The organism is Pseudonocardia broussonetiae (assembly GCF_013155125.1).
Classification (GTDB): Bacteria; Actinomycetota; Actinomycetes; order Mycobacteriales; family Pseudonocardiaceae; genus Pseudonocardia; species Pseudonocardia broussonetiae.
In genome coordinates, this window is the sequence record NZ_CP053564.1 from 6,425,190 (window position 1) to 6,447,401 (window position 22,212).

At 74.9% G+C, this 22,212-nt stretch carries 19 protein-coding genes; 9 read left to right on the forward strand and 10 right to left on the reverse strand.

Going from position 1 to position 22,212, the window contains the following annotated elements; genetic code table 11:
• Positions 1-16: 16 nt before the first annotated feature.
• Together HOP40_RS31170 and HOP40_RS31175 are read left to right on the forward strand one after the other, a co-directional pair.
• Positions 17-1,669, forward strand: a complete 1,653-nt coding sequence (locus tag HOP40_RS31170; protein WP_172166023.1) for a flavin-containing monooxygenase — start codon at positions 17-19, stop codon at positions 1,667-1,669.
• 58 nt (positions 1,670-1,727) lie between these two features.
• The gene (locus HOP40_RS31175) at positions 1,728-2,894 is read left to right on the forward strand and encodes a serine hydrolase domain-containing protein (protein ID WP_172166026.1); all 1,167 of its coding nucleotides are present in this window, start codon (positions 1,728-1,730) and stop codon (positions 2,892-2,894) included.
• Between the two features lie 58 nt (positions 2,895-2,952).
• On the opposite strand, the gene HOP40_RS31180 is transcribed toward HOP40_RS31175, so the two are convergent.
• Positions 2,953-5,727 (reverse strand): winged helix-turn-helix domain-containing protein, encoded by a 2,775-nt coding sequence (locus HOP40_RS31180; RefSeq protein ID WP_172166029.1) that lies wholly within the window; start codon positions 5,725-5,727, stop codon positions 2,953-2,955.
• 175 nt (positions 5,728-5,902) lie between these two features.
• Between HOP40_RS31180 and HOP40_RS31185 the strand changes: the two genes are divergently transcribed.
• Both HOP40_RS31185 and HOP40_RS31190 read left to right on the forward strand, forming a co-directional pair.
• Complete coding sequence (locus tag HOP40_RS31185) at positions 5,903-7,579, forward strand: FAD-binding dehydrogenase (protein ID WP_205346983.1); 1,677 nt, start codon at positions 5,903-5,905, stop codon at positions 7,577-7,579.
• 97 nt (positions 7,580-7,676) lie between these two features.
• Complete coding sequence (locus HOP40_RS31190; protein WP_172166035.1) at positions 7,677-7,886, forward strand: dodecin; 210 nt, start codon at positions 7,677-7,679, stop codon at positions 7,884-7,886.
• Between the two features lie 19 nt (positions 7,887-7,905).
• Here HOP40_RS31190 and HOP40_RS31195 read toward each other — a convergent pair whose 3' ends face one another.
• Positions 7,906-8,889: a manganese catalase family protein gene (locus HOP40_RS31195; protein WP_172166038.1), complete on the reverse strand. Its 984-nt coding sequence runs from the start codon at positions 8,887-8,889 to the stop codon at positions 7,906-7,908.
• A gap of 169 nt (positions 8,890-9,058) precedes the next feature.
• Here HOP40_RS31195 and HOP40_RS31200 point away from each other — a divergent pair, with 169 nt between their 5' ends.
• On the forward strand, positions 9,059-9,877 hold the full coding sequence (locus HOP40_RS31200; protein ID WP_172166057.1) for a 2-keto-4-pentenoate hydratase: 819 nt from the start codon (positions 9,059-9,061) through the stop codon (positions 9,875-9,877).
• A 24-nt stretch (positions 9,878-9,901) separates the two neighbouring features.
• Here the strand turns inward: HOP40_RS31200 and HOP40_RS31205 are convergent, their stop codons facing one another.
• On the reverse strand, positions 9,902-11,344 hold the full coding sequence (locus tag HOP40_RS31205) for an amidohydrolase family protein (RefSeq protein ID WP_172166086.1): 1,443 nt from the start codon (positions 11,342-11,344) through the stop codon (positions 9,902-9,904).
• A 115-nt stretch (positions 11,345-11,459) separates the two neighbouring features.
• On the opposite strand from HOP40_RS31205, the gene HOP40_RS31210 reads away from it, so the two are divergent.
• The 3 genes from HOP40_RS31210 (at position 11,460) to HOP40_RS31220 (ending at position 14,273) form a co-directional block, all read left to right on the forward strand.
• The gene (locus HOP40_RS31210) at positions 11,460-12,347 is read left to right on the forward strand and encodes a LysR family transcriptional regulator (protein WP_172166088.1); all 888 of its coding nucleotides are present in this window, start codon (positions 11,460-11,462) and stop codon (positions 12,345-12,347) included.
• Between the two features lie 70 nt (positions 12,348-12,417).
• Positions 12,418-13,332: a fumarylacetoacetate hydrolase family protein gene (locus HOP40_RS31215; protein ID WP_172166090.1), complete on the forward strand. Its 915-nt coding sequence runs from the start codon at positions 12,418-12,420 to the stop codon at positions 13,330-13,332.
• Positions 13,329-14,273 (forward strand): MBL fold metallo-hydrolase, encoded by a 945-nt coding sequence (locus HOP40_RS31220; RefSeq protein ID WP_172166092.1) that lies wholly within the window; start codon positions 13,329-13,331, stop codon positions 14,271-14,273. Before HOP40_RS31215 ends, HOP40_RS31220 begins: the two co-directional genes overlap by 4 nt.
• Positions 14,274-14,306: 33 nt before the next feature.
• On the opposite strand, the gene HOP40_RS31225 is transcribed toward HOP40_RS31220, so the two are convergent.
• Complete coding sequence (locus HOP40_RS31225) at positions 14,307-15,320, reverse strand: isopenicillin N synthase family dioxygenase (RefSeq protein WP_172166094.1); 1,014 nt, start codon at positions 15,318-15,320, stop codon at positions 14,307-14,309.
• Positions 15,321-15,460: 140 nt separating this feature from the next.
• Here HOP40_RS31225 and ald point away from each other — a divergent pair, with 140 nt between their 5' ends.
• A complete protein-coding gene (gene ald, locus HOP40_RS31230; protein ID WP_172166096.1) occupies positions 15,461-16,594 on the forward strand; it encodes an alanine dehydrogenase in 1,134 nt (377 codons plus the stop codon).
• Here the strand turns inward: ald and HOP40_RS31235 are convergent.
• Genes HOP40_RS31235 through HOP40_RS31260 form a run of 6 tightly spaced genes read right to left on the reverse strand, consistent with a single transcriptional unit; the run spans position 16,578 to position 22,190 of the window.
• A complete protein-coding gene (locus HOP40_RS31235; protein ID WP_172166098.1) occupies positions 16,578-17,237 on the reverse strand; it encodes a nitroreductase family protein in 660 nt (219 codons plus the stop codon). The genes ald and HOP40_RS31235 overlap by 17 nt on opposite strands.
• Before the next feature lie 24 nt (positions 17,238-17,261).
• Complete coding sequence (locus HOP40_RS31240) at positions 17,262-18,728, reverse strand: MFS transporter (RefSeq protein WP_172166100.1); 1,467 nt, start codon at positions 18,726-18,728, stop codon at positions 17,262-17,264.
• Positions 18,729-18,767: 39 nt separating this feature from the next.
• A complete protein-coding gene (locus tag HOP40_RS31245) occupies positions 18,768-19,451 on the reverse strand; it encodes a 3,4-dihydroxy-2-butanone-4-phosphate synthase (RefSeq protein ID WP_172166102.1) in 684 nt (227 codons plus the stop codon).
• The gene (locus tag HOP40_RS31250) at positions 19,448-20,059 is read right to left on the reverse strand and encodes an NADPH-dependent FMN reductase (protein WP_172166104.1); all 612 of its coding nucleotides are present in this window, start codon (positions 20,057-20,059) and stop codon (positions 19,448-19,450) included. Before HOP40_RS31250 ends, HOP40_RS31245 begins: the two co-directional genes overlap by 4 nt.
• The gene (locus HOP40_RS31255) at positions 20,056-20,904 is read right to left on the reverse strand and encodes an alpha/beta fold hydrolase (protein ID WP_172166106.1); all 849 of its coding nucleotides are present in this window, start codon (positions 20,902-20,904) and stop codon (positions 20,056-20,058) included. The genes HOP40_RS31250 and HOP40_RS31255 overlap by 4 nt, the downstream gene beginning before the upstream one ends.
• A 2-nt stretch (positions 20,905-20,906) precedes the next feature.
• Positions 20,907-22,190: an LLM class flavin-dependent oxidoreductase gene (locus tag HOP40_RS31260; RefSeq protein WP_172166108.1), complete on the reverse strand. Its 1,284-nt coding sequence runs from the start codon at positions 22,188-22,190 to the stop codon at positions 20,907-20,909.
• Positions 22,191-22,212: the final 22 nt, after the last annotated feature.

A 22,212-nucleotide genomic window follows, 5' to 3' on the forward strand; every position in this document is an offset into this window, starting at 1 on the left:
AACGGGGAGCGGGACGATGACGTCGGACACCGGAACAGGCACCGACACGACCGGCCGGGGCGCGAGCGGCCCGGTCACCGAGGAGCTCGACGCGGTGGTGCTGGGGGCCGGCGTCGCCGGGCTCTACCAGCTGCACCAGCTGCGGCAGCAGGGCCTGCGCGTGAAGGCGTTCGACGCCGCGGGCGACGTGGGCGGGACGTGGTGGTGGAACCGCTACCCGGGCGCCCGGTTCGACTCCGAGGGCTACATCTACCAGTACCTGTTCGACGAGGAGCTCTACAAGGACTGGAGCTGGAGCCAGAAGTTCCCGGCGCAGCCCGAGATCGAGCAGTGGCTGCACTACGTCGCCGACCGGCTCGACCTCCGCCGCGACATCCGGTTCGGCACGCGGATCACCGCCGCCCACTACGACGAGGAACGCGGTCGGTGGACCGTGCACACCGACCGCGGCGACGTCGTCGACACGCAGTTCTTCGTCTCCTGCGCCGGCATGCTCTCGGCGCCGCTGAAGAACATCGAGGGCACCGACTCCTTCGCCGGTGAGCTGGTGTTCAGCTCCTCCTACCCGGCGGCGGGGCTGGACCTGGCGGGCAAGCGCGTCGGCGTGGTCGGCGTCGGCGCGACCGGCATCCAGATCATCCAGACCATCGCCCCCGAGGTCGGGCACCTGACCGTCTTCGCCCGCGGACCGCAGTACGTGCTGCCGATGAAGAACCCGACGTACACGCCCGAGGACCAGGACCGGTACAAGAGCCGGTTCGAGGAGCTGCGCGCGACGATCCCGCACACGTTCACCGGGTTCGAGTACGACTTCGAGCACGCCTGGGCGGACTGCACGCCGCAGCAGCGCCTGGACATCCTGGAGGACATCTACCAGGACGGGTCGCTCAAGCTGTGGCTGGCCGGGTTCGGCGAGATCTTCTTCACCGAGGAGGTCAGCGAGGCCGTCTCGGAGTTCGTCCGCGGCAAGATGCGCGACCGCCTGCGCGACCCGCACCTCATCGACACCCTGGTGCCGACCGACTACGGGTTCGGCACGCACCGGGTACCGCTGGAGAACGGCTACCTGGAGGTCTACCACCGGGAGAACGTCGACCTGCTCAACGTGCGGGACAACCCGATCGCGCAGATCCGGCCGGAGGGCGTCGAGCTCTCCGACGGCACGGTCGTCGAGCTCGACGTGATCATCCTGGCCACCGGCTTCGACGCCGGCACCGGCGCGCTCACCCGGATCGACGTCCGCGGCCGCGACGGGCGCTCGCTGGCCGACGACTGGGGCCGCGACATCCGCACCACCATGGGCCTCGCCAAGCACGGCTACCCGAACCTGCTCACGACCGCGGTCCCGCTCGCGCCCTCCGCGGCGCTGTGCAACATGACCACCTGCCTGCAGCAGCAGACCGAGTGGATCTCCGGGGCGATCCGGGACCTGGCGGCCGAGGGCAAGACGGTGATCGAGCCGACCGCCGAGGGCGAGGACGCCTGGGTCGACCACCACGAGGAGCTGGTCAACGCCACCCTCGTGCCGAAGACGACGTCCTGGTACCTCGGCTCGAACGTGCCGGGCAAGCCGCGCCGCCTGCTGTCCTACATCGGCGGCGTCGGCACGTACCGGCAGAAGTGCGACGAGGAAGCGGCCAACGGCTACCCCACCTTCACCCGGCGCTGACCGCATCACTCCACCGACCACCCCACCCGACCACCTCACCCGACCCCGGAGGTCGAGCATGAGCAGGACCATCGACAGCGGCGCCCTCGACGCGCTGCTGGACAAGGCCGTCGCCGGCGGGGCGGTGCCGCACGTCGCGGCCATCGCCGCCGACCGCGACGGCATCCTCTACGAGGGCGGGGCGGGCCCCCGCGTCGCCGGCGGGACCGACACCGTCACCACCCGCACGCCGTTCCGGATCATGTCGATGACCAAGATGGTCGCGACGACGGCCGCGCTGCAGCTGCACGAGCGCGGGCGGCTGGACCTCGACGCCCCGGTCGCGGAGTTCCGACCCGAGTTCGCCGACCTGCAGGTGCTCGACGGGTTCGACGGCGACACCCCGCGGCTGCGCGCGCCGCGGAGCCGGGCGACCGTCCGGCACCTGCTCACCCACACCTCGGGCCTGGGCTACTGGTTCTTCGACGCCGACCTCGCCCGGTACGAGCAGCTCACCGGCACCCCGAACGTGCTCGGCGGGGCCGGCGCGTTCGCCGCGCCGCTGCTGCACGACCCGGGCGAGCGGTTCACCTACGGCATCGGCACCGACTGGCTCGGCCGGGTCGTCGAGGCCGTCACCGGCACCGGCCTCGACGTGGTGGTGAAGGAGGAGATCACCGGCCCGCTCGGCATGGACGACACGATGTTCCTGCTCGACGAGGGTCGCACCGCCGACGCGGTGTCCGTGCACGTCCCCGCCGAGGGCGGCGGCTGGGCGTCGGCCGGTGAGCTGCTGCCGCAGGAGCCGGAGTGGTGGGCCGGAGGCCACGGGCTCTACTCGACGCCGCGCGACTACATCCGCTTCGAGCGCGCCCTGCTGCGCGGCGGCGAGCTCGACGGCGTGCGGATCCTGTCGGAGGCGACGGTCGACGAGGCCTTCACCAACCAGATCGGCGACCTCGACTTCCCCGCCGCGATCCCGACCGCCGACCCGCCCATCACCGGCCCGTTCGACGCCGGGCCGGGCTGGAAGTGGGGCTACGGCCTGCTGCTCAACACCGCCGACGCCCCGGGCGGGCGCCGGGCGGGCAGCGGCGCCTGGGCCGGGCTGTTCAACACGCACTTCTGGGTGGACCGGACCAGCGGGGTCTGCGCGTCGATCTACACGAACTCGCTGCCGTTCGTGACGCCGGAGGCGTTCGCGCTGTACGGCGAGTTCGAGCAGGCCCTCTACGCCGCTCTGTGAGGGCGGGGTGGCCCGGGCCGGGAGGACCGGCCCGGGTCACCGTCACCCCGGGAGGCCGTCACCCGAGCAGGCCGTGGCGGCGCGCCACCGACACGGCCTCGGTGCGGTTGCCGGCGCCGAGCTTCCCGTAGATGTTCTTGAGGTACCACTTCACCGTGTTCACGGTGACCCCGGTCGCCGTGGCGATCTGCTGGTTGCCGCGCCCGAGGTCGAGCATCTGCAGGATCTCGCGCTCCCGCCCGGTCAGGTCCGTCGGCGACGGCGCGGCGGCCCCGCCCGGGGCGGCGAGCACCACCTCGAGCTGCTCGACGGCCGGCAGCGCGTCGGCCGAGGCCCCGTGCAGCGCGCGGGCGGCGACCCGTTCGAGCACCACCCGCACGTCCGGTCCCCCCTCGCGCACGAGCTGGGGCGCCCCCCGCGCCACGACGCGGTCCAGGACCCCGGCGAGGGTGCGCTCGGCCGCCATGAACCGCGTCGCCCGCTCCTGGATCCCGGCGAGCTGCACCGACAGCTCGACCACCGTCCGCACCTGCCCCCGCCGCCGGGCCTCGACGATCAGGTCCTGGACCAGTGCGACCGCCCGCTCGTGGTCGCCCTCGGCCGAGTGCACCGCGGCCAGCGACGACGTCCGCAGCTGGTCGATCCGGGCCCCGATGCCCCCGTGCCGGCACGACCCCTCCGGCAGGTCACCGGCCACCCGCCGGGCCTCCCGGATCCGGCCGCGCGCCAGGAGCTGGGTGATCCGCTCCGCCCCGACCGCGGTGCGCAGCCGGTGCAGCCCGAGGCGGTCGGCGACCTGGGCGCCCTCCAGCAGCAGCTCGGCCGCCTCGTCGGCGGCGCCGCGGCCGGCCTTGATCCGGGCCAGCAGCGCGAAGCTGGCGATCATGAAGTCGACGACCCCGCTCTCCGCTCCGAGCTCCCCGCTCTCGGTCAGCAGCCGCTCCGCCTCGTCGAGCTGGCCGCGCACGTAGTGCAGCTCGCCGAGCAGCGCGCCGGCGAGCTGCGCGGCGTGCGACCGCCGCCCGGCCGACTCGCGGGCCAGCACGACCGCCCCCCGCAGCTGCACCTCCGCCCCGGTCGTGTCGAGCTGCGACAGCGCCGCGACACCGGCGAAGCAGCGCCCGTAGACCCCGGAGAACGGGCCGGTGGTGCGGTCGTGGAAGCGACGGGCCCACTGCTGCCGCTCCCGCGCCCGGGCGAAGCGCATCGCGTGGATGTCGCAGAACGACTGGATGTTGGCCGCGACCGACACGACCCACGGCCGGTAGCTCCCCGAGCGGTCCAGGCTCGTGCGGACCAGCCCCTCCGCCCGGTCGGTGCGGTCGCCGTAGATGTCGATGCAGGCCTGGACCACATCGGCCTCGCTGCGCATCTCCCCGAGCGCATCGACGCCGCCGGGATCGGCGCCGTCGGGATCGGCGCCGTCGGGGTCGACGCCCGGCGCCGGCAGCGCCGAGCGCAGCACGTCGAGCGACGACTGCGCCGCCTCGGCGCGCTGCAGCAGGCAGTTGGCCCACGACACCGCCATGAGCAGCGCCGGCCGGTCGTCGGCCGCCGTCGCCGGCAACCGGCTGACCAGGCCCAGGAGGCTGACCATCCGGCTGTGCTCGACCAGCAGCATCGCGTGCTGCTCCACGAGGTCGGTGGCCCGTTCGACGTCGCCACCGGTCAGCGCGTGGTCGACGGCCTCGGACACCAGGTCGTGCGCGGCGAACCACGCCGACGCCCGGGCGTGCAGCCCCGCCGCCCGGCCGGGGTGGTCCCGGTCCAGCCGCCGCCGCAGGTAGTCGGCGAACAGGTGGTGGTAGCGGAACCACTCCCGCTCCCCGTCCAGCGGGCGCAGGAACAGGTCGCGCTCCTCCAGCTCCTCGAGCATCGCCTGCCCGTCGCCCCGACCGGCGAGCGCGCCGGCGAGCTCCCCGCACAGGCGGTCGCACACCGACGTGGCCAGCAGGAAGTCCAGGACGTCGGGCGCGAGGGCGTCGAGCACGTTCTCCGCGAGGTACTCCCCCACCGAGTGGTGCCGGCCCGAGAAGCCCCGGATCAGCGCACCCGGGTCGTCGCTGTCGCGCAGCGACAGCGACACCAGCTGCAGGGCCGCGACCCACCCGTCGGTGTTCTCCGACAGCCGCGCGACGTCGTCCCCGTCCAGGCGCAGGCCGTTGAGCTCGACGAGGAACTCCCGGGCCTCGTCGAGGTCGAACCGCAGCGCCTCGGCGTCGATCTCGACGAGCTGGCCCCGCACCCGCAGCCGGCTCAGGGGCAGCTGCGGGCGGCGGCGGCTGGTCAGCACGACCGACAGGTTCGGCGGCGCGAAGTCCAGCACGTGCACCAGGGCCCGGCGCACCGCGGCGTCCTCGACGAGGTGCCAGTCGTCGAACGCCAGCACGAACCCGCCCTCGTGCGCGGCGACGAGCTCGAGCAGGACCGACAGCGTGTAGCCCTGCACGTCCTCGGCGCTCTGCTCGACCAGCCCGGCCAGGTCGTCGATCGCGTCCACCCCGCCCGGGAGCGCCCGCCGCACCGCCTCGAGCAGGTGCGACAGGAACCAGTGCGGGGCGTTGTCGTCGCGGTGCAGCCCCAGCCAGGCGACGGACGCGCCGGCGTCGCGCAGCACCTGCAGCCACTGGACCGCCACCGTGGTCTTGCCGTAGCCCGCCGGGGCGTGGATCACCGTCAGCTGCGCCCCGGCCGAAGCGCGCAGCGCGTCCAGCACCCGGCGGCGCTCGATCACGTTGCGGACGTGGGCCGGGGCGCGGAACCGGGTCGACGCGCTGCGCGGGACACCGCCGGTCGAGGACGTCTCCCGCACCCGCGGACCGGTCGTCGTCATCGAGTGCCCCTCCCCGTCGACGGACGCCCGCGAGCGCCGGGTCGCGTGACCCCGACCACAGTGTCAGCCCTGTCGAGCCACCCGCCCACCCGAACGGGTAGCCGCGGCCGGTGCCGTGACGACGGCGACACCTGCCGGTGCCAGGCTCGTGCCCGTCACCGGAGCCGGGGAGGTCGTGAGCGTGGACGCGGACGTGATCGTGGTGGGGGCCGGGCTGGCCGGGCTGGTGGCGGCCGCCGAGCTGGCCGACGCGGGCCGGCGGGTGCTGCTGCTGGACCAGGAGGGTGAGCAGAACCTGGGCGGGCAGGCGTTCTGGTCGCTCGGCGGGCTGTTCCTCGTCGGCTCCCCGGAGCAGCGGCGGCTGGGCATCACGGACTCCGTCGAGCTGGCGATGCAGGACTGGCTCGGCACCGCCGCGTTCGACCGCGGCGTCGACGACCCGGCGGGCGAGGACCACTGGGGCCGCCGGTGGGCGAGCGCCTACGTCGAGTTCGCCGCCGGGGAGAAGCGGTCCTGGCTGCACGCGCAGGGGATGCGCTGGATCCCGCTGGTCGGCTGGGCCGAGCGGGGCGGGCACCTCGCCGACGGCCACGGCAACTCCGTGCCGCGCTTCCACACCACGTGGGGCACCGGGCCGGGGGTGCTGGCGCCGTTCGAGCGCCGCGTCCGCGAGGCGGTGGCGGCCGGGCGGGTCGAGTTCCGGTTCCGCCACCGCGTCGACGCGCTGCTCACCACCGACGGCGCGGTCGACGGCGTCGGCGGGGCGGTGCTGGATCCGACGGCGGTGGCGCGCGGGGAGCGCAGCTCGCGCACGGAGGCCGGGACGTTCGAGCTGCGGGCCCCGGCGGTGCTCGTCACCTCCGGCGGGATCGGCGCCGACCACGACCTGGTGCGCGCGAACTGGCCCGCCCGGCTCGGGGCCGCGCCCGAGCGGATGATCTCCGGGGTGCCCGAGCACGTCGACGGCCGGATGCTGGCGATCACCGAGCAGGCCGGCGGGCGGATCGTCAACCGCGACCGGATGTGGCACTACACCGAGGGCATCGCGAACTGGGACCCGATCTGGGCCCGGCACGGCATCCGGATCCTGCCCGGGCCGTCGTCGCTGTGGTTCGACGCCCGCGGCCGCCGCTTCGGCGCCCCGAACTTCCCCGGGTTCGACACCCTCGGCACGCTCGCCGCGATCACCGCCACCGGCTACGACCACTCCTGGTTCGTGCTCACCCAGAAGATCATCGAGAAGGAGTTCGCGCTGTCGGGGTCGGAGCAGAACCCCGACCTGACCGGCAAGGACGTCAAGCTGACGCTGAGCCGCGTGCGGCCCGGGGCGGCCGCGCCGGTGGAGGCGTTCAAGCGCCACGGCGCCGACTTCGTCGTGGCCGACACCCTCCCCGAGCTCGTCGCGGGGATGAACGCGCTGACCGACGAGCCGCTGCTCGACCTCGCCGACCTCGAGCGCCAGATCGTGGCCCGCGACCGCGAGATGGACAACGCGTTCACCAAGGACCTGCAGGTGATGGCCATCCACAACTCGAGGCGCTCGCTCACCGAGCGCCTGGCCCGCACCGCCGCGCCGCACAAGATCCTCGACCCGAAGGCCGGGCCGCTGATCGCGGTGCGCCTGAACATCCTCACCCGCAAGACCCTGGGCGGGCTGCAGACCGACCTGTCCGGGCGGGTGCTGTCCGCGGACGGCACGCCGGTCCCGGGCCTGTACGCGGCCGGGGAGGTCGCCGGATTCGGCGGCGGCGGCGTGCACGGCTACCGCTCGCTGGAGGGCACCTTCCTCGGCGGCTGCCTGTTCTCCGGGCGCGGGGCCGGGCGGGCGATCGCCGCGGCGACCGCGTCGTGAGCGGGCGGCCCCCCGCCACACCCCGCGCCGCCCGCGCCGACGTGGTCGACTGGACGCCGCGGAACCCCGCGTCCCCGGAGATCGATCGGAGCAGATCGTGTCGGACAACACCTACCGCGTCATCGAGATCGTCGGAACCTCGGCGAACGACGTCAGCGAGGCGATCCGGAACGGCATCGCCCGCGCCGCGTCGACGCTCGACGAGCTCGACTGGTTCGAGGTCACGCAGACCCGCGGCCACATCGAGAACGGCGAGGTGGCCCACTTCCAGGTGCACCTGAAGGTGGGCTTCAAGCTCCGCCAGTAGCCCTACCGGGCCGCGGCGATCACTTCTTCACCTTCGGCTTCTTCTTCGCCGCGGCCTTCTTGGGCTTCACCGGCTCCTCGGCGTCGGCCAGCTCGAGCTCGGCGGTGGCCTGCACGAGCGCGAGCAGGTCGGGGTCGAGGCCGGGCCCGAACTCCTCGGGCCGCTCGGCCGCGATGTCCATCGGGAAGCCCTCGGGCATGACCTCGGTCGTCAGCCGCCCGCCGCCGACGCTGGCCGGCGCCTCGCCGCGGTAGATCTTCCCGGCCTCGGACAGGTCGTCGGCGCTGAACGTGAACTGCTTGAGGTGCAGACCCTGGTCGAGCAGCGTCTTGACCTCCGGGAACCGCTCGGCGTTCGTCTTCGGGATCGGCAGCGTCTTCCCCCAGTCGATCCCGAGGGACTCCAGCGCCTTCGCGTAGGCGTTCTCGTGGGCCTGGTCGCGGACGATCAGGTAGGAGATCGTGGCGCGGGCGGTCTTGTTGTCGGTCATCTCGTAGAGCCGGCACTTCTGCAGGCGCCCGGTCGACTCGAGCATCAGGTTGTAGAGCAGGTCGAGCACGAGGTTGCCGCTGTTGTAGACGTAGGAGCCCGACCACGGGTTCCCGGCGGCGTCGACGGGCAGGGCGCCCTGGGCCCCCACCAGGTAGTGGTGGATGTTGCCGCCGCTGAGCGCCATCGCCAGCGGGGTCGCGCCGTCGGCGCCGGGGACGTCGAGGGGCTCGGTCGGGTCGCCGCCGTAGCCGGGGGCGCCGTCGGTGAGCCGGGCGATGGTGGTGGCGATCAGCTCGACGTGCCCGATCTCCTCGGTGCCCACCCCGTAGAGCAGGTCGCGGTAGGGCTTGCCCGTGGCGCCGCGGAAGTTGAAGGCCTGGAACAGGTACTGCATCATCGTGCGCATCTCGCCGAACTGGCCGCCCAGGCCCTCCTGCAGCGCGTTCGCCGCGGCGGGGTCGGGCTCGTCGGGGACGATCTCGTTGATCATGCGTTGCACGTGCAGGAACATGGCGGACCTCGTCGTCTCGGTGGGTGCGCCCGTCGGCGTCCTCGGGAGGGCGTCGATCGGACCGTCTGGGGCCGGGTAACCCCGAACGGTCGCGCGCTACACGCGTGGAGATCATCGGAGTGCGCCGCGGGGGTCGCCCGCGGCGGTCCCGTGACCGAGACTCGGGGACGTGGAACCGACCGCCGACGCCCTCGCCGCCCTCCTGCACCGCGCGCGGAGCGGGCGCACGCTGCTCGACGGCGCCCGCGAGGCGACGGGGCTCTCGCTCGACGAGGCCTACGCCGTCCAGGACCGGCTGACGGCGCTGCGGCTCGGCGAGGGACGCCGCCGGGTCGGGTGGAAGCTGGGCTACACCTCGGCGGTGATGCGGGAGCAGATGGGCGTGGACGCGCCGAACCACGGCCCGCTGCTGGACGACATGGTGCTCGACGGCACGGTGGCGGGTGGTGGCGCCGAGGCCGCCGGGCACCTCCACCCCCGCGTCGAGCCGGAGATCGGGATCGTCCTCGCCCGCGACCTGGCGGGCACCGGCCTCGGGATCGCCGACGTCGCCGCGGCCGTCGCGGAGGTGCGGGCCTGTCTGGAGGTCGTCGACTCGATCTGGCTCGACTACCGCTTCACCGCGGCGCAGAACACCGCCGACGGCTCGTCGGCCGCCGGCGTCGTGGTCGGCCCGGTCCTCGACGTCGACCCCGCGGAGTGCCACGGGATCCCCGTGGAGCTGACCGGCGACGGCACCGTCCTCGCGACGGCCACGTCCGCAGCGGCCGGCGGGCACCCCCTGCTCGGCGTCGCCTGGCTGGCGGGTGAGCTCGCCGCGCGCGGGCGGGGCCTGCGCGCGGGCGAGCTCGTCATCACCGGCGGGCTCACCGCCGCGGTGCCGCTGCGGGCCGGGCACGCGCTGGCGGCGCGGTTCGGCACCGGGGCCGTGGTGGCGGTGCGGCGGCCCGCCGGCGAGACCGACGCCGGGTGCGCACCGCCGCCGTGAGACCCGGCGGCGGAGGCTCCGCGCCTACCGCCCTGCCCCCACCGCCCGCACCGCCTCGTCGCGGAAGCCGCGGGCGACCGGCTCCAGCGCCTCGAAGGCGCCCGGCGGCGTGCCCGGGAGGGCGCGGCCCGCGTCCCGGACCCGGCCGAGGATCGCGTCCGCGGCGGTGTCGGCCTCCGCGGTGAGCCGGGGCAGGTCGACGCCGGTGAGCACGCCGTCGCGCTTCACGACCCGGCCGTCGACCAGCACGGTGCGGACGTCGGCCGCGGTGGTCTGGAAGACCAGCGTGGCGTAGGGGTCGATCCGCGGGTGCTGCTCGATCGCTCCCCCGCCGACGAGCTGCAGGTCGGCGCGCTTGCCCGGCGTCAGCGAGCCGATCCGGTCGCCCAGCCCGAGCGCGTCCGCGCCGTTGACCGTCGTCCAGGCCAGCGCCTCCTTCGCGGTCGTCGTGACCGCCTCGGGCATCGCGCCCGCGAGGTTCGTCGCCTCGGTGGCCTCCCAGCGCGTGAGCCCGAGCCCGAACCGCATCTCGTGCCAGAGGTCGCCGGAGTTGAGCGAGATGACGTCGGCGGACAGGGTCGGGGCGATGCCGTGCCGGTGGCAGCGCGCGAACGCCGGCCGTCCCATGCCCATGTTGAGCTCGGTCTCCACGGAGATCGAGACCTTGCCGCCGCTGCGGGCGACCGCCTCCCACTCGGCGTCGTCGAGGGTGTTGCAGTGCACGTGGACCAGGTCCGGCCCCAGCAGGCCGTGGGCGTCGAGCTCGCCGATGCCGCCGGTCAGCACGCTGCCCCACACGCACCCGGTGTGGTTGACGATCAGCGCGCGGCGCTCGCGGGCCGCGGCCAGCTCCGCGACGGTGCGGTCCCACGGCAGCCCGTACAGCTCCGAGAGCGAGACGCCGAGGGTGAGCAGACCGTCGGAGGCGAAGTGGGTGTCGGCGACGCGGTGGAAGTCCGCGAGCCGCGCGGAGTGCTCGCCGAACCGGGTGGCCTCGGGCGAGCTCTCGAAGAACCCGTAGCAGAAGGCCGCGCGGATGCCGGCGTCGCGCAGGCCGAGGACGGCGCCGTCGCTGTGGTCGGGGGTGTTGTTGCAGTGGGAGAAGTCGAGCAGCGTCGTCACCCCGGCGTTGAGCGCGTCGAGGGCGCCGAGCCGGTTGCCCAGGCGCACGTCGTCGGCGGTGTAGGCCGGGGAGATCGCGAGCCGGATGCCGAAGTAGTAGTCGCCCAGCGTCCAGTCGCCGCAGATGCCGCGGACCAGGGACTGCCAGGTGTGGCGGTGGGTGTCGACGAGCCCGGGCAGCACGAGGTGCCCGGTCGCGTCGATCACCTCCGCGTCCGTGACCGGCAGCGACGGGGCGATGGCGGCGATCACCCCGTCCTCGACGAGGACGTCACCGGTGGGGAGGTCGCCGAGGGCCGGGTCCATCGTCAGGACGTGCCCGCCGCGGATGAGGGTGCGTGTCATGGGGCCAGCGTGGCGACGCCGCCACCGGGGTGCATGTGCCGAAGAGGTTGCGATCCCGGGGCCCGGGGGACGTAGCATCGCCCGGGCCCGGCAGGCGCGCGCGAGGTGGTGGGACATGGACGTCCGTTCGCTCCGGTACGCGGTGACGCTCGCCGACACGCTCCACTTCGGACGCGCGGCGCAGGTGCACTACATCGCGGCCCAGCCCTTCGGGCGCCGCATCCAGGCCCTGGAGCGCGAGGTCGGGGCGCCGCTGTTCGCCCGCACCAGCCGCCGCGTCGCGCTCACCCCGGCCGGCGAGCGCTTCCTCCCCCGCGCCCGGCAGGTCCTCGCGCAGCTCGACGCCCTGCTGGCGCCGGCCGAGGGCCGCAGCGACGACCCGGGCGTCCTGCGGATCGGCGTGCTCGGCTTCGGACTGGCCGACCTGTGGCCGCACGTGCGCGAGCTGGTCGGGGCGCGTCTGCCGGAGCTGGTCGTGACCACCGTCGAGCTCGACTGGGAGGGCCAGTACGACGCCGTGCGCAGCGGCGAGGTCGACCTCGCGCTCACCCACGACGTCGGAGGGGCCGACGACCTGGTGCTGGACCGGGTGCTGGAGGTGGACCGCTACGCCGTCGTGCCGGTGCGGTCCGACCTCGCCGCGGCCGAGCGGCTCACCGCGGCCGACGTCGACGGGCGGCGGTGGATCTGCCCGGTCGGCGACGCCCCGGGTCTGTCGGAGTGGGGCGACCGGAGCGGTCGCCGCGACAGCGTCGACGTCCGCTCGCCGTCCGGCGTCCCGACCGCGGTGGCCACCAGCGGCCGGCTGGGCCTGCACGCGGAGCCCGCGCGCCGGTTCTTCCCGCACCCCGACGTCCGGTACGTGCCGATGGAGGGCCCGGGCGCCACGGTGTCGGTCGCGAGCCGCCCGGGCGACGGGCGCGAGGCCGTCGCGGTGTTCCGGGCCGCGGCCCGCGCCGCCGCCGCGGTCGACCTGCCGGACCGGAACCGATCCGGACCATGATCGGCGGCGCCGCCCGGGGCAGGCTGGGGAGGCGGGGCAGGCCGGGGCGGCCGACGACGAGGGGAACGCGATGCGCTGGAGCAGCTACGCCGAGTCGGACGGGACCGTCCGAGCGGCGGTGTGGCGGGAGGACCGCCTGCACCCGGTGCCGGCGGGCACCGGACTGGTCGACCTGCTGGGCGACGACGGCACGCGGCTGCGCGCCGCCGCCGACGCCGCGCTCGCGGGCCCGTCCGTCGACCCGGGGACGGTGACGCTGCTGCCGCCGGTGCCGCGCCCGCCGTCGGTCCGGGACTTCATGGCGTTCGAGGAGCACGTCGTCACCGCGAGCGCCGCGATCGGCCTCACGGTGGACCCGCTCTGGTACCGGCAGCCGGTCTTCTACTTCACCAACCCCGCGGCCCTGCGGGGCCCGCACGAGCCGGTCGCGGTCTCCCCCGGCAGCACGGCCTTCGACTACGAGCTCGAGGTGGCCGCCGTGATCGGGCGCGAGGGCTCCGACCTGGGCCCGGAGGAGGCGGTGGACCACATCGCCGGCTACCTCGTCCTCTGCGACTGGAGCGCCCGGGACCTGCAGGCCGAGGAGATGAAGCTCAACCTCGGCCCGGCGAAGGGCAAGGACTCGGCGACGAGCTGCGGGCCGTGGATGCTCACCCCCGACGAGCTGCCCGCGGCCGCCGCGATGACGGCGTCGGTCAACGGGCGGCCCTACAGCGCGGGCCGGCTCGACGCGCTGCACTGGAGCTTCGGGGAGATGGTCGCCTACGCCTCGCGCGGCACGCGGGTCGTGCCCGGCGACCTGATCGGCAGCGGGACCGTCGGGACCGGCTGCATCCTGGAGCTGTCCCGCGTGCACGGCGCCGAGGCCTACCCGTGGCTGCGGCCCGGCGACCGCGTCCGCCTCGAGGTCGACGGCCTGGGTGCCGTCGACGCCCCGGTCGTCGCGGGGGCCGCCGTGCGCCCGCTCCGGGAGGAGCTCGCGTGAGCGCGCACACCCACGACATCACCGTGCCCGGACCGCCCCGGCTCGAGGAGGTCTCGGACGGGATCTTCGCCTACGTCCAGCCGGACGGGACCTGGTGGATCAACAACACCGGCTTCGCCGTGGGCCCGCAGGGGGTGGTCGCCGTCGACTCCTGCTCGACCGAGCGCCGCACCCGCGCCTTCGTCGACGCCATCACCTCGGTGACGGCCGCCCCCGTCCGGACGCTGGTGAACACCCACCACCACGGCGACCACACCTTCGGCAACGCGCTGTTCGGCACCGCGACGATCGTCGCCCACGAGCGCGCCCGCGAGGAGATGATCGCGTTCGGCCCGCCGCGCGAGCTGCCGTTCTGGGAGAACCCGGACTGGGGCTCGCTGCCCCTGGACCCGCCGTTCCTGACCTTCACCGACGGCGTCGCGCTGCACGTCGGCGACCTGCGCGCCGAGGTCCGCCACGTCGGCACCGCCGCGCACACCACCAACGACTCGCTGGTCTGGTTCCCCGAGCGGTCCACCCTGTTCTGCGGCGACCTGGTCTTCCACGGCGGCACGCCGTTCCTGCTCATGGGCTCGGTGGCGGGGGCGGTCGACGTGCTGGAGAACGTGGTGGCGCCCCTGGGCGCGACGACGACCGTGCCCGGGCACGGCCCGGTGTTCCACGACCGCGCCCCGCTCGACGCCACCCTGGACTACCTGCGCTTCGTCCTGGACCTGGCCGCGCGCGGCCGCGCGGCCGGGGTCACCCCGCTGCAGGCCGCCCGCGACACCGACCTGGGCGCCTTCGCCGACTGGCCCGACGCGGAGCGGATCGTCGGCAACCTGCACCGCGCCTACGCCGAGCTCGACGGGCTCGGCCGCGGCGCGCCCGTCGACGTGATGGCGGCGCTGGGCGACATGGTCGCCTACAACGGCGGCCGGCCGCTGACCTGCCTCGCCTGACCCGGCCCGGCCCGGCCCGAGCGGCGCGCGCCGTCACGAGCCGGCGCGCGCCGCCAGCAGGTCGGCGTGGTGCGCGGCGGCGACGTCGGGGTGGGCGCGCAGGCGCGCCTTGAGCAGGTTCTCCCCGAACGTGCCGGAGATGACGTTGTCGGGGTCGCGGGTCAGCCCGCGGGCCTGCGCCGCCAGCTCCGGCGGCAGCTCCACGCGCGGCACCGAGGAGTCGAGCGCGGGGTTGAAGAAGAACGGGATCGACAGGCGGGTCTCCCCCGGCGGCGGCGACACGACCCGGTGCACGGTGGCCCGGAGGTAGCCGTCGGTGGCGAACTCCAGCAGCTCCCCGATGTTGACGACGAACGCCCCCGGCAGCGCGGGCGCCTCGATCCAGCCGTCGTCCGTGGCGACCTGCAGGCCGCCCTTGCCCGGCTCGACCAGCAGCAGCGTCATCACGCCGGGGTCCTTGTGCGCGCCGACGCCCTGCCCGCGGTCCTCGCGCCCGGGGTAGCGCACGAGCTTGATCAGCGTGGACGGGCGGTCGCCGAAGGCGCTGTCGAACAGGTCCGGCTCGCCGCCGAGGGCGACGGCCCAGCTCCGCACGAGCCGGCGCGCGACCGCGGTGCAGCGCCGCTCCCAGTCGGTGAACACCTCGCGCAGGCCCGGCTGCGCGTCGGGCCACAGGTTGGGCCCCTCCAGCCGCATGTAGGCGGGGGCGTCGAGGTCGTCGCAGGCAGGGCGCTCGGCGCCGATGTCGATCTGCTCGCGCCAGTCGACCCGGCCCTGGGTGAGCTCGCCGCCGGTGCGGGTGTAGCCCCGGAACTGCGGGCTGCGCAGCATCTCGACCCGGCGCTTGTCCTCGTCGGGGAGCGCGAAGAACCGCGCGGCCTCGGCGAACGCGCGCGCCATCACGTCGTCGCCGATCCCGTGGCCGACGAGGGAGAAGAACCCGACCTCGTGCGTGGCCGTGCGCAGGGCGGAGCGGAACTCCTCGGCGCCCTCCTCGCCCCGGTCGAGCAGGGCCATGTCGAGGACCGGGAGGCTCGTCGTCGTCATGCTCGACCCCTTCGCGGTGCGCCGCCCGCTCGGCCGCGGGCGGACCTCCCGAGGCTAACCGGCCCGGCTGACGGTGCGGGGCGCGGAGGGCCAGGATCAGCACCTGACCGCACGCGTCCCACGCCACCGAGGAGACCCGCATGAGCACGCTCGTCGTCGGAGTACCGAGCGAGATCAAGGACAACGAGAACCGCGTCGCGATGACCCCCGACGGCGTCGTGGAGCTGGTGCACGCCGGTCACCGGGTCGTGGTGCAGGCGGGCGCGGGCGAGGGCTCCCGGTTCACCGACGACGAGTACACCGCCGCGGGCGCCGAGCTCCTGCCCGACGCGGACGGGGTGTTCGCCGCGGCCGACCTCATCGTCAAGGTCAAGGAGCCGGTGCCGGCGGAGTACCACCGCTTCCGCGAGGGCCAGCAGCTGTTCACCTACCTGCACCTCGCCGCCGACCGCGGGCTGACCGAGTTCCTGCTGGAGCGGTGCATCTCCTCCATCGCCTACGAGACGGTGCAGACCGCGGACGGCAAGCTCCCGCTCCTGACCCCGATGAGCGAGGTCGCCGGCCGGATGGCCGTGCAGGCCGCGGCGCACCACCTGGAGAGCCCCAGCGGCGGGTCGGGGATCCTGCTCGGCGGCGTGCCGGGCACCCCGGCGGGCAAGGTCCTCATCATCGGCGGCGGGGTGTCGGGCACCGAGGCGGCGAAGATCGCGCTGGGGATGCGGGCCATGGTCCGGGTCCTCGACACCAACCCCAACCGGCTCGCGTACCTCTCCGACATCTTCGGCGGCCGCCTCGACCTGATCACCCCGAACCGGGCCCGGACCGCGGCCTACGTCGCGGAGGCCGACGTCGTCATCGGCGCGGTGCTCGTGCCCGGCGCGAAGGCGCCCACGCTCGTCACCCGCGAGATGATCGCGGCGATGCGCCCGGGGAGCGTCGTCGTCGACATCGCGATCGACCAGGGCGGCTGCTTCGAGACCAGCCGGCCCACCACGCACTCCGACCCGACCTACGTCGAGGAGGGCGTGACGCACTACTGCGTGGCCAACATCCCCGGCGCGGTCGCGCGCACCTCGACCCTCGCCCTGACCTCCGCCACCCTCCCCTACCTGGTGAAGGTCGCGCGGCACGGCGTCGTCGGGGCGGCGGCGGGCGACCCGGCCCTGCGCCTGGGGCTGAGCACGCTCGACGGGAAGCTGACGAACCACCCGGTCGCCGAGGCCCACGGCCTGCCCTCCACCGACGCCGCGGAGCTGCTCACGGCGCACCCGTGACGCGGGCCCGGGTGGCGCCCCACCGGTCGAAGTGAACGACCTGATCGACAGGCAGCCGCGCCGGCTGCGCCCACCGCCCCCGCGCCGGGTAGCCCATCGGCACGAGCGCCATCGTCAGCGCGTCGGCGGGCAGGCCGAGCAGCTCCCGCAGCTCGTCCTCGTGGCCGCCGTACAGCGTGGTGAGCGAGGTGCCGATGCCGTGCGCGCGTGCGGCGAGGCACAGGTGCTGCACGGCCCCGTAGATCGACGAGCCCAGCCGCGGGTTCGTCGAGCCGGCGGCGTCGCGCAGCACCGGGAAGACCCACACCGGCGCGTCCTCGAGGTGGTGGGCCAGGTGCTCGGCGCCCCGGAACCCGGCGGGGGTGAGGCCCCCCGCGCCGGGCCCCGCACCGAGGATCTGCGCGCGCCTGCTGCCGTAGACGCGCTCCCAGTTCTCGCGGTACCAGCCCGCGACGGTCCGCTTGACGTCCGGGTCGGTGACCACGACCCAGCCCCAGCCCTGCTGGTTGCCGCCCGACGGACCGCGGACGGCGGCGTCGAGGACGGCCCACAGCACGTCGTCGGGGATGGGGTCGGGCGCGAGGTAGCGCCGCGAGGGCGTGCTGTGCAGCGCGTCGAGCGCGGAGAGCGACTCCGGTGCCACGTGGTCCTCCTAGGAGCGGGCGGGTCAGGTGAGCGGGGTGGCGGCCGGCGGCGAGAGCGCCACGTCGGCCCCGGGGCCGGCCGGCGGCGGGACCCGGCGGGGCAGGACGACGGCGGCGAGCACCGCGCCGAGCAGGGCGACACCGGACGCGACCAGCAGCGCGAACCGCTGGCCCGCCAGCGTCGCCGCGACGGCGTCACCGGCGGGCCCGAACGCGGTGCCGAGCTGCGCCAGCAGCGCCACCAGGGCGATCGCGAGCGCGCTGCCCACGGCCTGGGTGCTGGTGAGCGCCCCCGCGCCGACGCCGTGGCGCCGCCGCGGGATGCCCGACATCGCCGTGACGGTGCACGCGACGCCGGCCGCGCCGGTGCCCAGCCCGAGCAGCAGGAACGCCGGCAGCAGGCCCGTGAGGTACGTGGCGCCGGGCCGCAGGGACAGCGCGAGCAGCGTCCCGCCGGCCGCGACCGAGGTCAGCGCGAGCGGCACGAGCAGCCGCGGCCCCACCCGGTGGAGGTTCCGGGACACGACCTGCGCGACCACGGCGATGAGCGCGGCCCACGGGACGAAGGCGAGCCCGGCCTGCAGCGCCGACCAGCCGAGCGTGTCCTGCATGTAGAGCGAGCTCGTGAAGTACGACCCGATCGACGTCCCCGCGGTGATGAGCACGAACAGGAACGCGGTCGCGGTGCGGGTGCGGAACAGCGACAGCGGGAGCAGCGGGTCGGCCGAGCGCGCCTGGAGCAGCGCGAACAGCCCGCCGAGCACGACGGCCACCGCCACCAGACCGGCGCCGAGCAGGACGGCCCCGGACTGGACCTGGGTGAGCCCGAGGATCAGCGCGGCCACCGCGCCCGTCGCCAGCAGGCCGTCGGGCAGGGCGAGGCGCTGCCCCGGCACCCGCGGTACGGCGGGCACCAGGGAGAACGCGGCGACGAAGGCCAGGACGCACACCGGGACGTTGACGAGGAAGATCCACCGCCAGCCGCCCACCGAGGTCAGCAGGCCGCCGATGACGTTGCCCAGGGTGGCCCCGATCGCGCCGACCGCGGCCCACATCCCGAGGGCGCGGCTGCGCTCACGGGGCGTCACGAACACGGTGGTGAGCAGCGACATCGCCGCGGGTGAGGCCATCGCGGCGCCGGTGCCCGCGAGCACCCGCGCCGCGATGAGCGGCCCTGCCGAGGTCGCCACGGCGCAGAGCAGGGAACCCACCGCGAACACGGCGAGCCCGATGAGGAACAGCCGCCTGCGGCCCAGCACGTCCGCGGCCCGGCCGCCGAGCAGCAGCAGGCAGCCGAAGGTGAGCATGAAGGCCGTCAGCACCCCCTGCGCCTGCCCCGGGGTGAGCGCGAGCTCGGCCCCGATCGCCGGGAGCGAGACGGTGACGACGGTGCCGCCGACCAGCAGCACGAACTGCGTGCTGCAGACCAGCGCGAGGAACAGGCCCGTGCCGCGGACGGCGGGCGGGGCCGGATCGGCGGTGACATCCACGGGGACGGGGACGGGAACGGGGACGCGTGCGGGCACCGCTCAGCCGGCCAGCGCGTCGGTGACGACGACGGCCCGGCCCATGCCGAGGTCGTGCAGCACGTGCGCGAGCTCCGCGCGGCGCCGCGCGAGGACCTCCGACACCCGCACGAGCACCAGGCCGTGCCGGGCGGCGAACCGCTCCAGCGCCTCCGGGCCCCTCGGCTCGCCGTCGTCGTCGACGACCGTGGCCAGTGCGGCGACCGGGCTCAGCCCGGCGGCCCGGCACAGGTCGACCGCGGCCTCCTCGGCGCGCGGGCGGGACAGCACGCCGCCGTCGCGCACCCGCACGGGCAGCACGTGGCCGGGCAGGGTGAGGTCCTGCGCGCGGGTCGCCGGATCGGCGAGCGCCCGGACGGTGGCGGCGCGGTCGTGCGCCGAAATGCCCGTGGTGACGCCGGCACGCAGGTCCACCGACACCGCGAACGCCGGGCGGCCGGGGTCGGACCGCCCGCCCGCCTGGGGCGGGATGCGCAGCAGGTCGAGCCGCTCGGCGGTGACGGCGACGACGACGACGCCGCTGGTCTCGCGGACGAGCAGCGCCATCGTGGCGGCGTCGACGTCCGCGCCGGGCACGACGAGCGCCCCGGACACCGGAGGGTCGGGCGCCAGGTCGTCGACCAGGACGACCGGCCGGGCCGCGGCGAGCGCGGCCGCCGCGGCGTCGGCGCGCGCCCCGGCGCTCACGACCCCTCCCCCGGCTGCGCGCCCGACAGCACGCCGCGGCGCCGCTCGGTGACCAGGTCGGCGAAGCGGACGACCTCGTCGGCGACGGTGTGGAGCTGGTCGAGCACCTGCTGCTCGGCGCACGCCCCGTCGACGAACCGCGTCTGCAGCGAGTTCACCGCGGCCCCGTAGGGTGTGACCCACCCGCGCAGCGCGTGCACGATCGCCCGCAGCGCGGTCAGCGTGGTGACCGCCGCCTGCCAGCCGTAGGCGGTGACGATCAGCCCGACGGACCGGTCGGCCAGGTAGGGCAGGCCGTCCCCGCGCATGTCCTCGGTGTAGTCCAGCGCGTTCTTGACCAGCCCGGAGATGGAGCCGTGGTAGCCCGGCGAGGCGACGATGACGCCGTCGGCCCGGCGCAGGTGCTCCACCAGGTCCGCGGCCACCGGCCCGCCGTCGCCGGCCTCCGGGGCGTACATCGGCAGCCGTGCCAGCTCGGCGCCGGCGAACAGGCGCGTGGTCGCGCCCGCCGCCTCGGCGCGGGCCAGCGCGATCCGCAGGGCCTGCTCGCTCGACGAGCCGGTGCGCACGGTGCCGCCGATGCCGACGACGTGCAGCGGGCGGTTCACGACCCCGCTCCCGCCACCGCGGCGAACGGGCCGGCCGCCTCCGCGTGCTCGGGCCGGTCGAGGAACGCGGTGATCGCGGCGAGCGTGTCGTCGGGGTACTCGACGACCATCCCGTGCCCGCCGCGCGGCAGCACCTGCAGCACGGCGTCCGGGAGCAGCGCGGCCATCTCGACCGACTGCGCCACCGGGGTGAGCACGTCCTCGGCGCCCGCGAGCACCAGCGTCGGCGTGGTGGCGCCCGGGAGCCCGGGCCGCGAGTCGTACACGCGCAGGCCCGCGGCCTGGGCCTCGAACCCGGCCAGGGTGGTGGGGTGCGGGTCCTGGCGCAGGAGCTCGGCCTGCGCCGCCGCGGCGTCGTGGTCGGCGAGCATCCGCCCGGTGAAGCCCCACGGCATGCCGGTCAGGGCGATCGCCACCGGGTCGACGCCGGCCCGGCGCAGCACGAGGCCGCAGTCGAGCCAGGCGTCCTGCACGGGCGTGTAGGACGGGAAGGCGTTGAGCAGGACCGCGCGGCGGAGGTGGTGCCCGTGGCGGATGAGCATCGACTGCAGGACCGAGCCGCCCAGGGACCAGCCGACGGCCGCGACCGGGCCGAGGCCTACGTGCTCGACCAGCGCGGCCGTGTCGTCGGCGAGGTCGTCGATCGCGTACGGGCCGGGCGGCACTGCACTGCGGCCGGTGCCCCGGTTGTCCACGGTGATCACGGTGTGGTCGGCGACGAGCCGCGGCACGACCGCGGCCCAGGCCGACGAGCTCGCGCCGAGGCCCGAGACGAGCAGCAGCGGCGGGCCCTCGCCCCGGACGTCGTAGTGCAGCGTCGTGCCGTTGACGGTTGCGGTGGCCATCGTCAGTTGCCTCCCACGAGCGCCGCGGCGCCCACGGTCGTCGGGGTGGTCGTCGGGGTGGTCGTCGGGCCCGCGGGCCGCCGCTGGCTCGCGACCGGTGTCCAGTGGTCGGGCTCGTCGGCCCACAGGTCCCGCAGCTGCGGGATGACCTGCGAGCCGAACAGGTGCGTGTTCTCCGCGGCCGTCTCCTCGGGCAGGTCGCCCATGTGCAGCGAGGCGATCAGCTGGCCGACGCGCAGCTCGGTGGCGAGCTCGCGGACGCGCTGGGCGACCCGGTCGGGCGTGCCGGCGATGATGTAGCCCTTCTCGTCGTACTCCCAGAAGCTCATCTCGCCCGACACGGCCCGGCGCTTGTCCTCCAGCGCCTCGGGCGTCGCCGTGCGCCCCAGCATCCCGCGCATCGACGCGGGCGAGGTGTAGCCCGGCGGCGTCGCGAACCGCATCGACGGGTCCTTGACGCGCTGGAAGTACTTCACGGCATCGGCGTAGCGCCGTTCCGCCTCGGCGTCGGAATCGGCGACGCAGATCAGCTGCGTGAACGCCATCCGGTGCGGATTCATGTCGCCGCCATTCGCCGCGACGTAGTCCCAGTAGCGGTCGACGAGCGGTTTCGCGGCCCGCAATCCCGAGAACGAGAGGTGCCCGTAGCAGTAGTTCTCGCGGGTGACCAGTTCCCAGGTCTCCACGCTCCCCGATCCGGGCACCCAGATCGGCGGCCGCTCCTGGACCGGGCGGGGCCACACGTTGACGTAGCGGAGCTGGTTGTACTTCCCGTTGAACGCGAACGGCTCCGGTTCCCGCCACGCCCTCAGCACCAGGTCGCGGGCCTCGTGGAAGCGCTCGCGCAGCTCGATCGGGGGCCGGGCGTAGGCGAAGGCGGAGTCCATCGGCGTGCCGAACACGAAGCCCGCGATCACCCGCCCGTCGGACAGGCAGTCGAGGTAGGCGAGCTCCTCGGCCACGCGCGTCGGCGGGTTGTAGAGGGCGAGCGAGTCGCCGATCACGAGGATCGCGGCGTGCTCGGTCGAGCCCGCCACGCTCGCTGCCAGCAGGTTCGGCGACGGCGTCATCGCGAACGGCGTCTGGTGGTGCTCGTTGACGGCGAGCCCGTCGAAGCCGTCGCGGTCGGCCTGCTGCATCAGCCGCACGAACATGCGGTAGTTCTCCCCCACGCGGCGCGGGTCGGCCAGCCCGATCGGGCTGTCCACCCACGCGCCCTGGCCCGGGGCCGGGAACGCGTCCGGCAGGCCGTCGTAGGTGACCTCCGCGAACCAGTGGAACTTCATCGCTGCACCATCCTCGGAACCG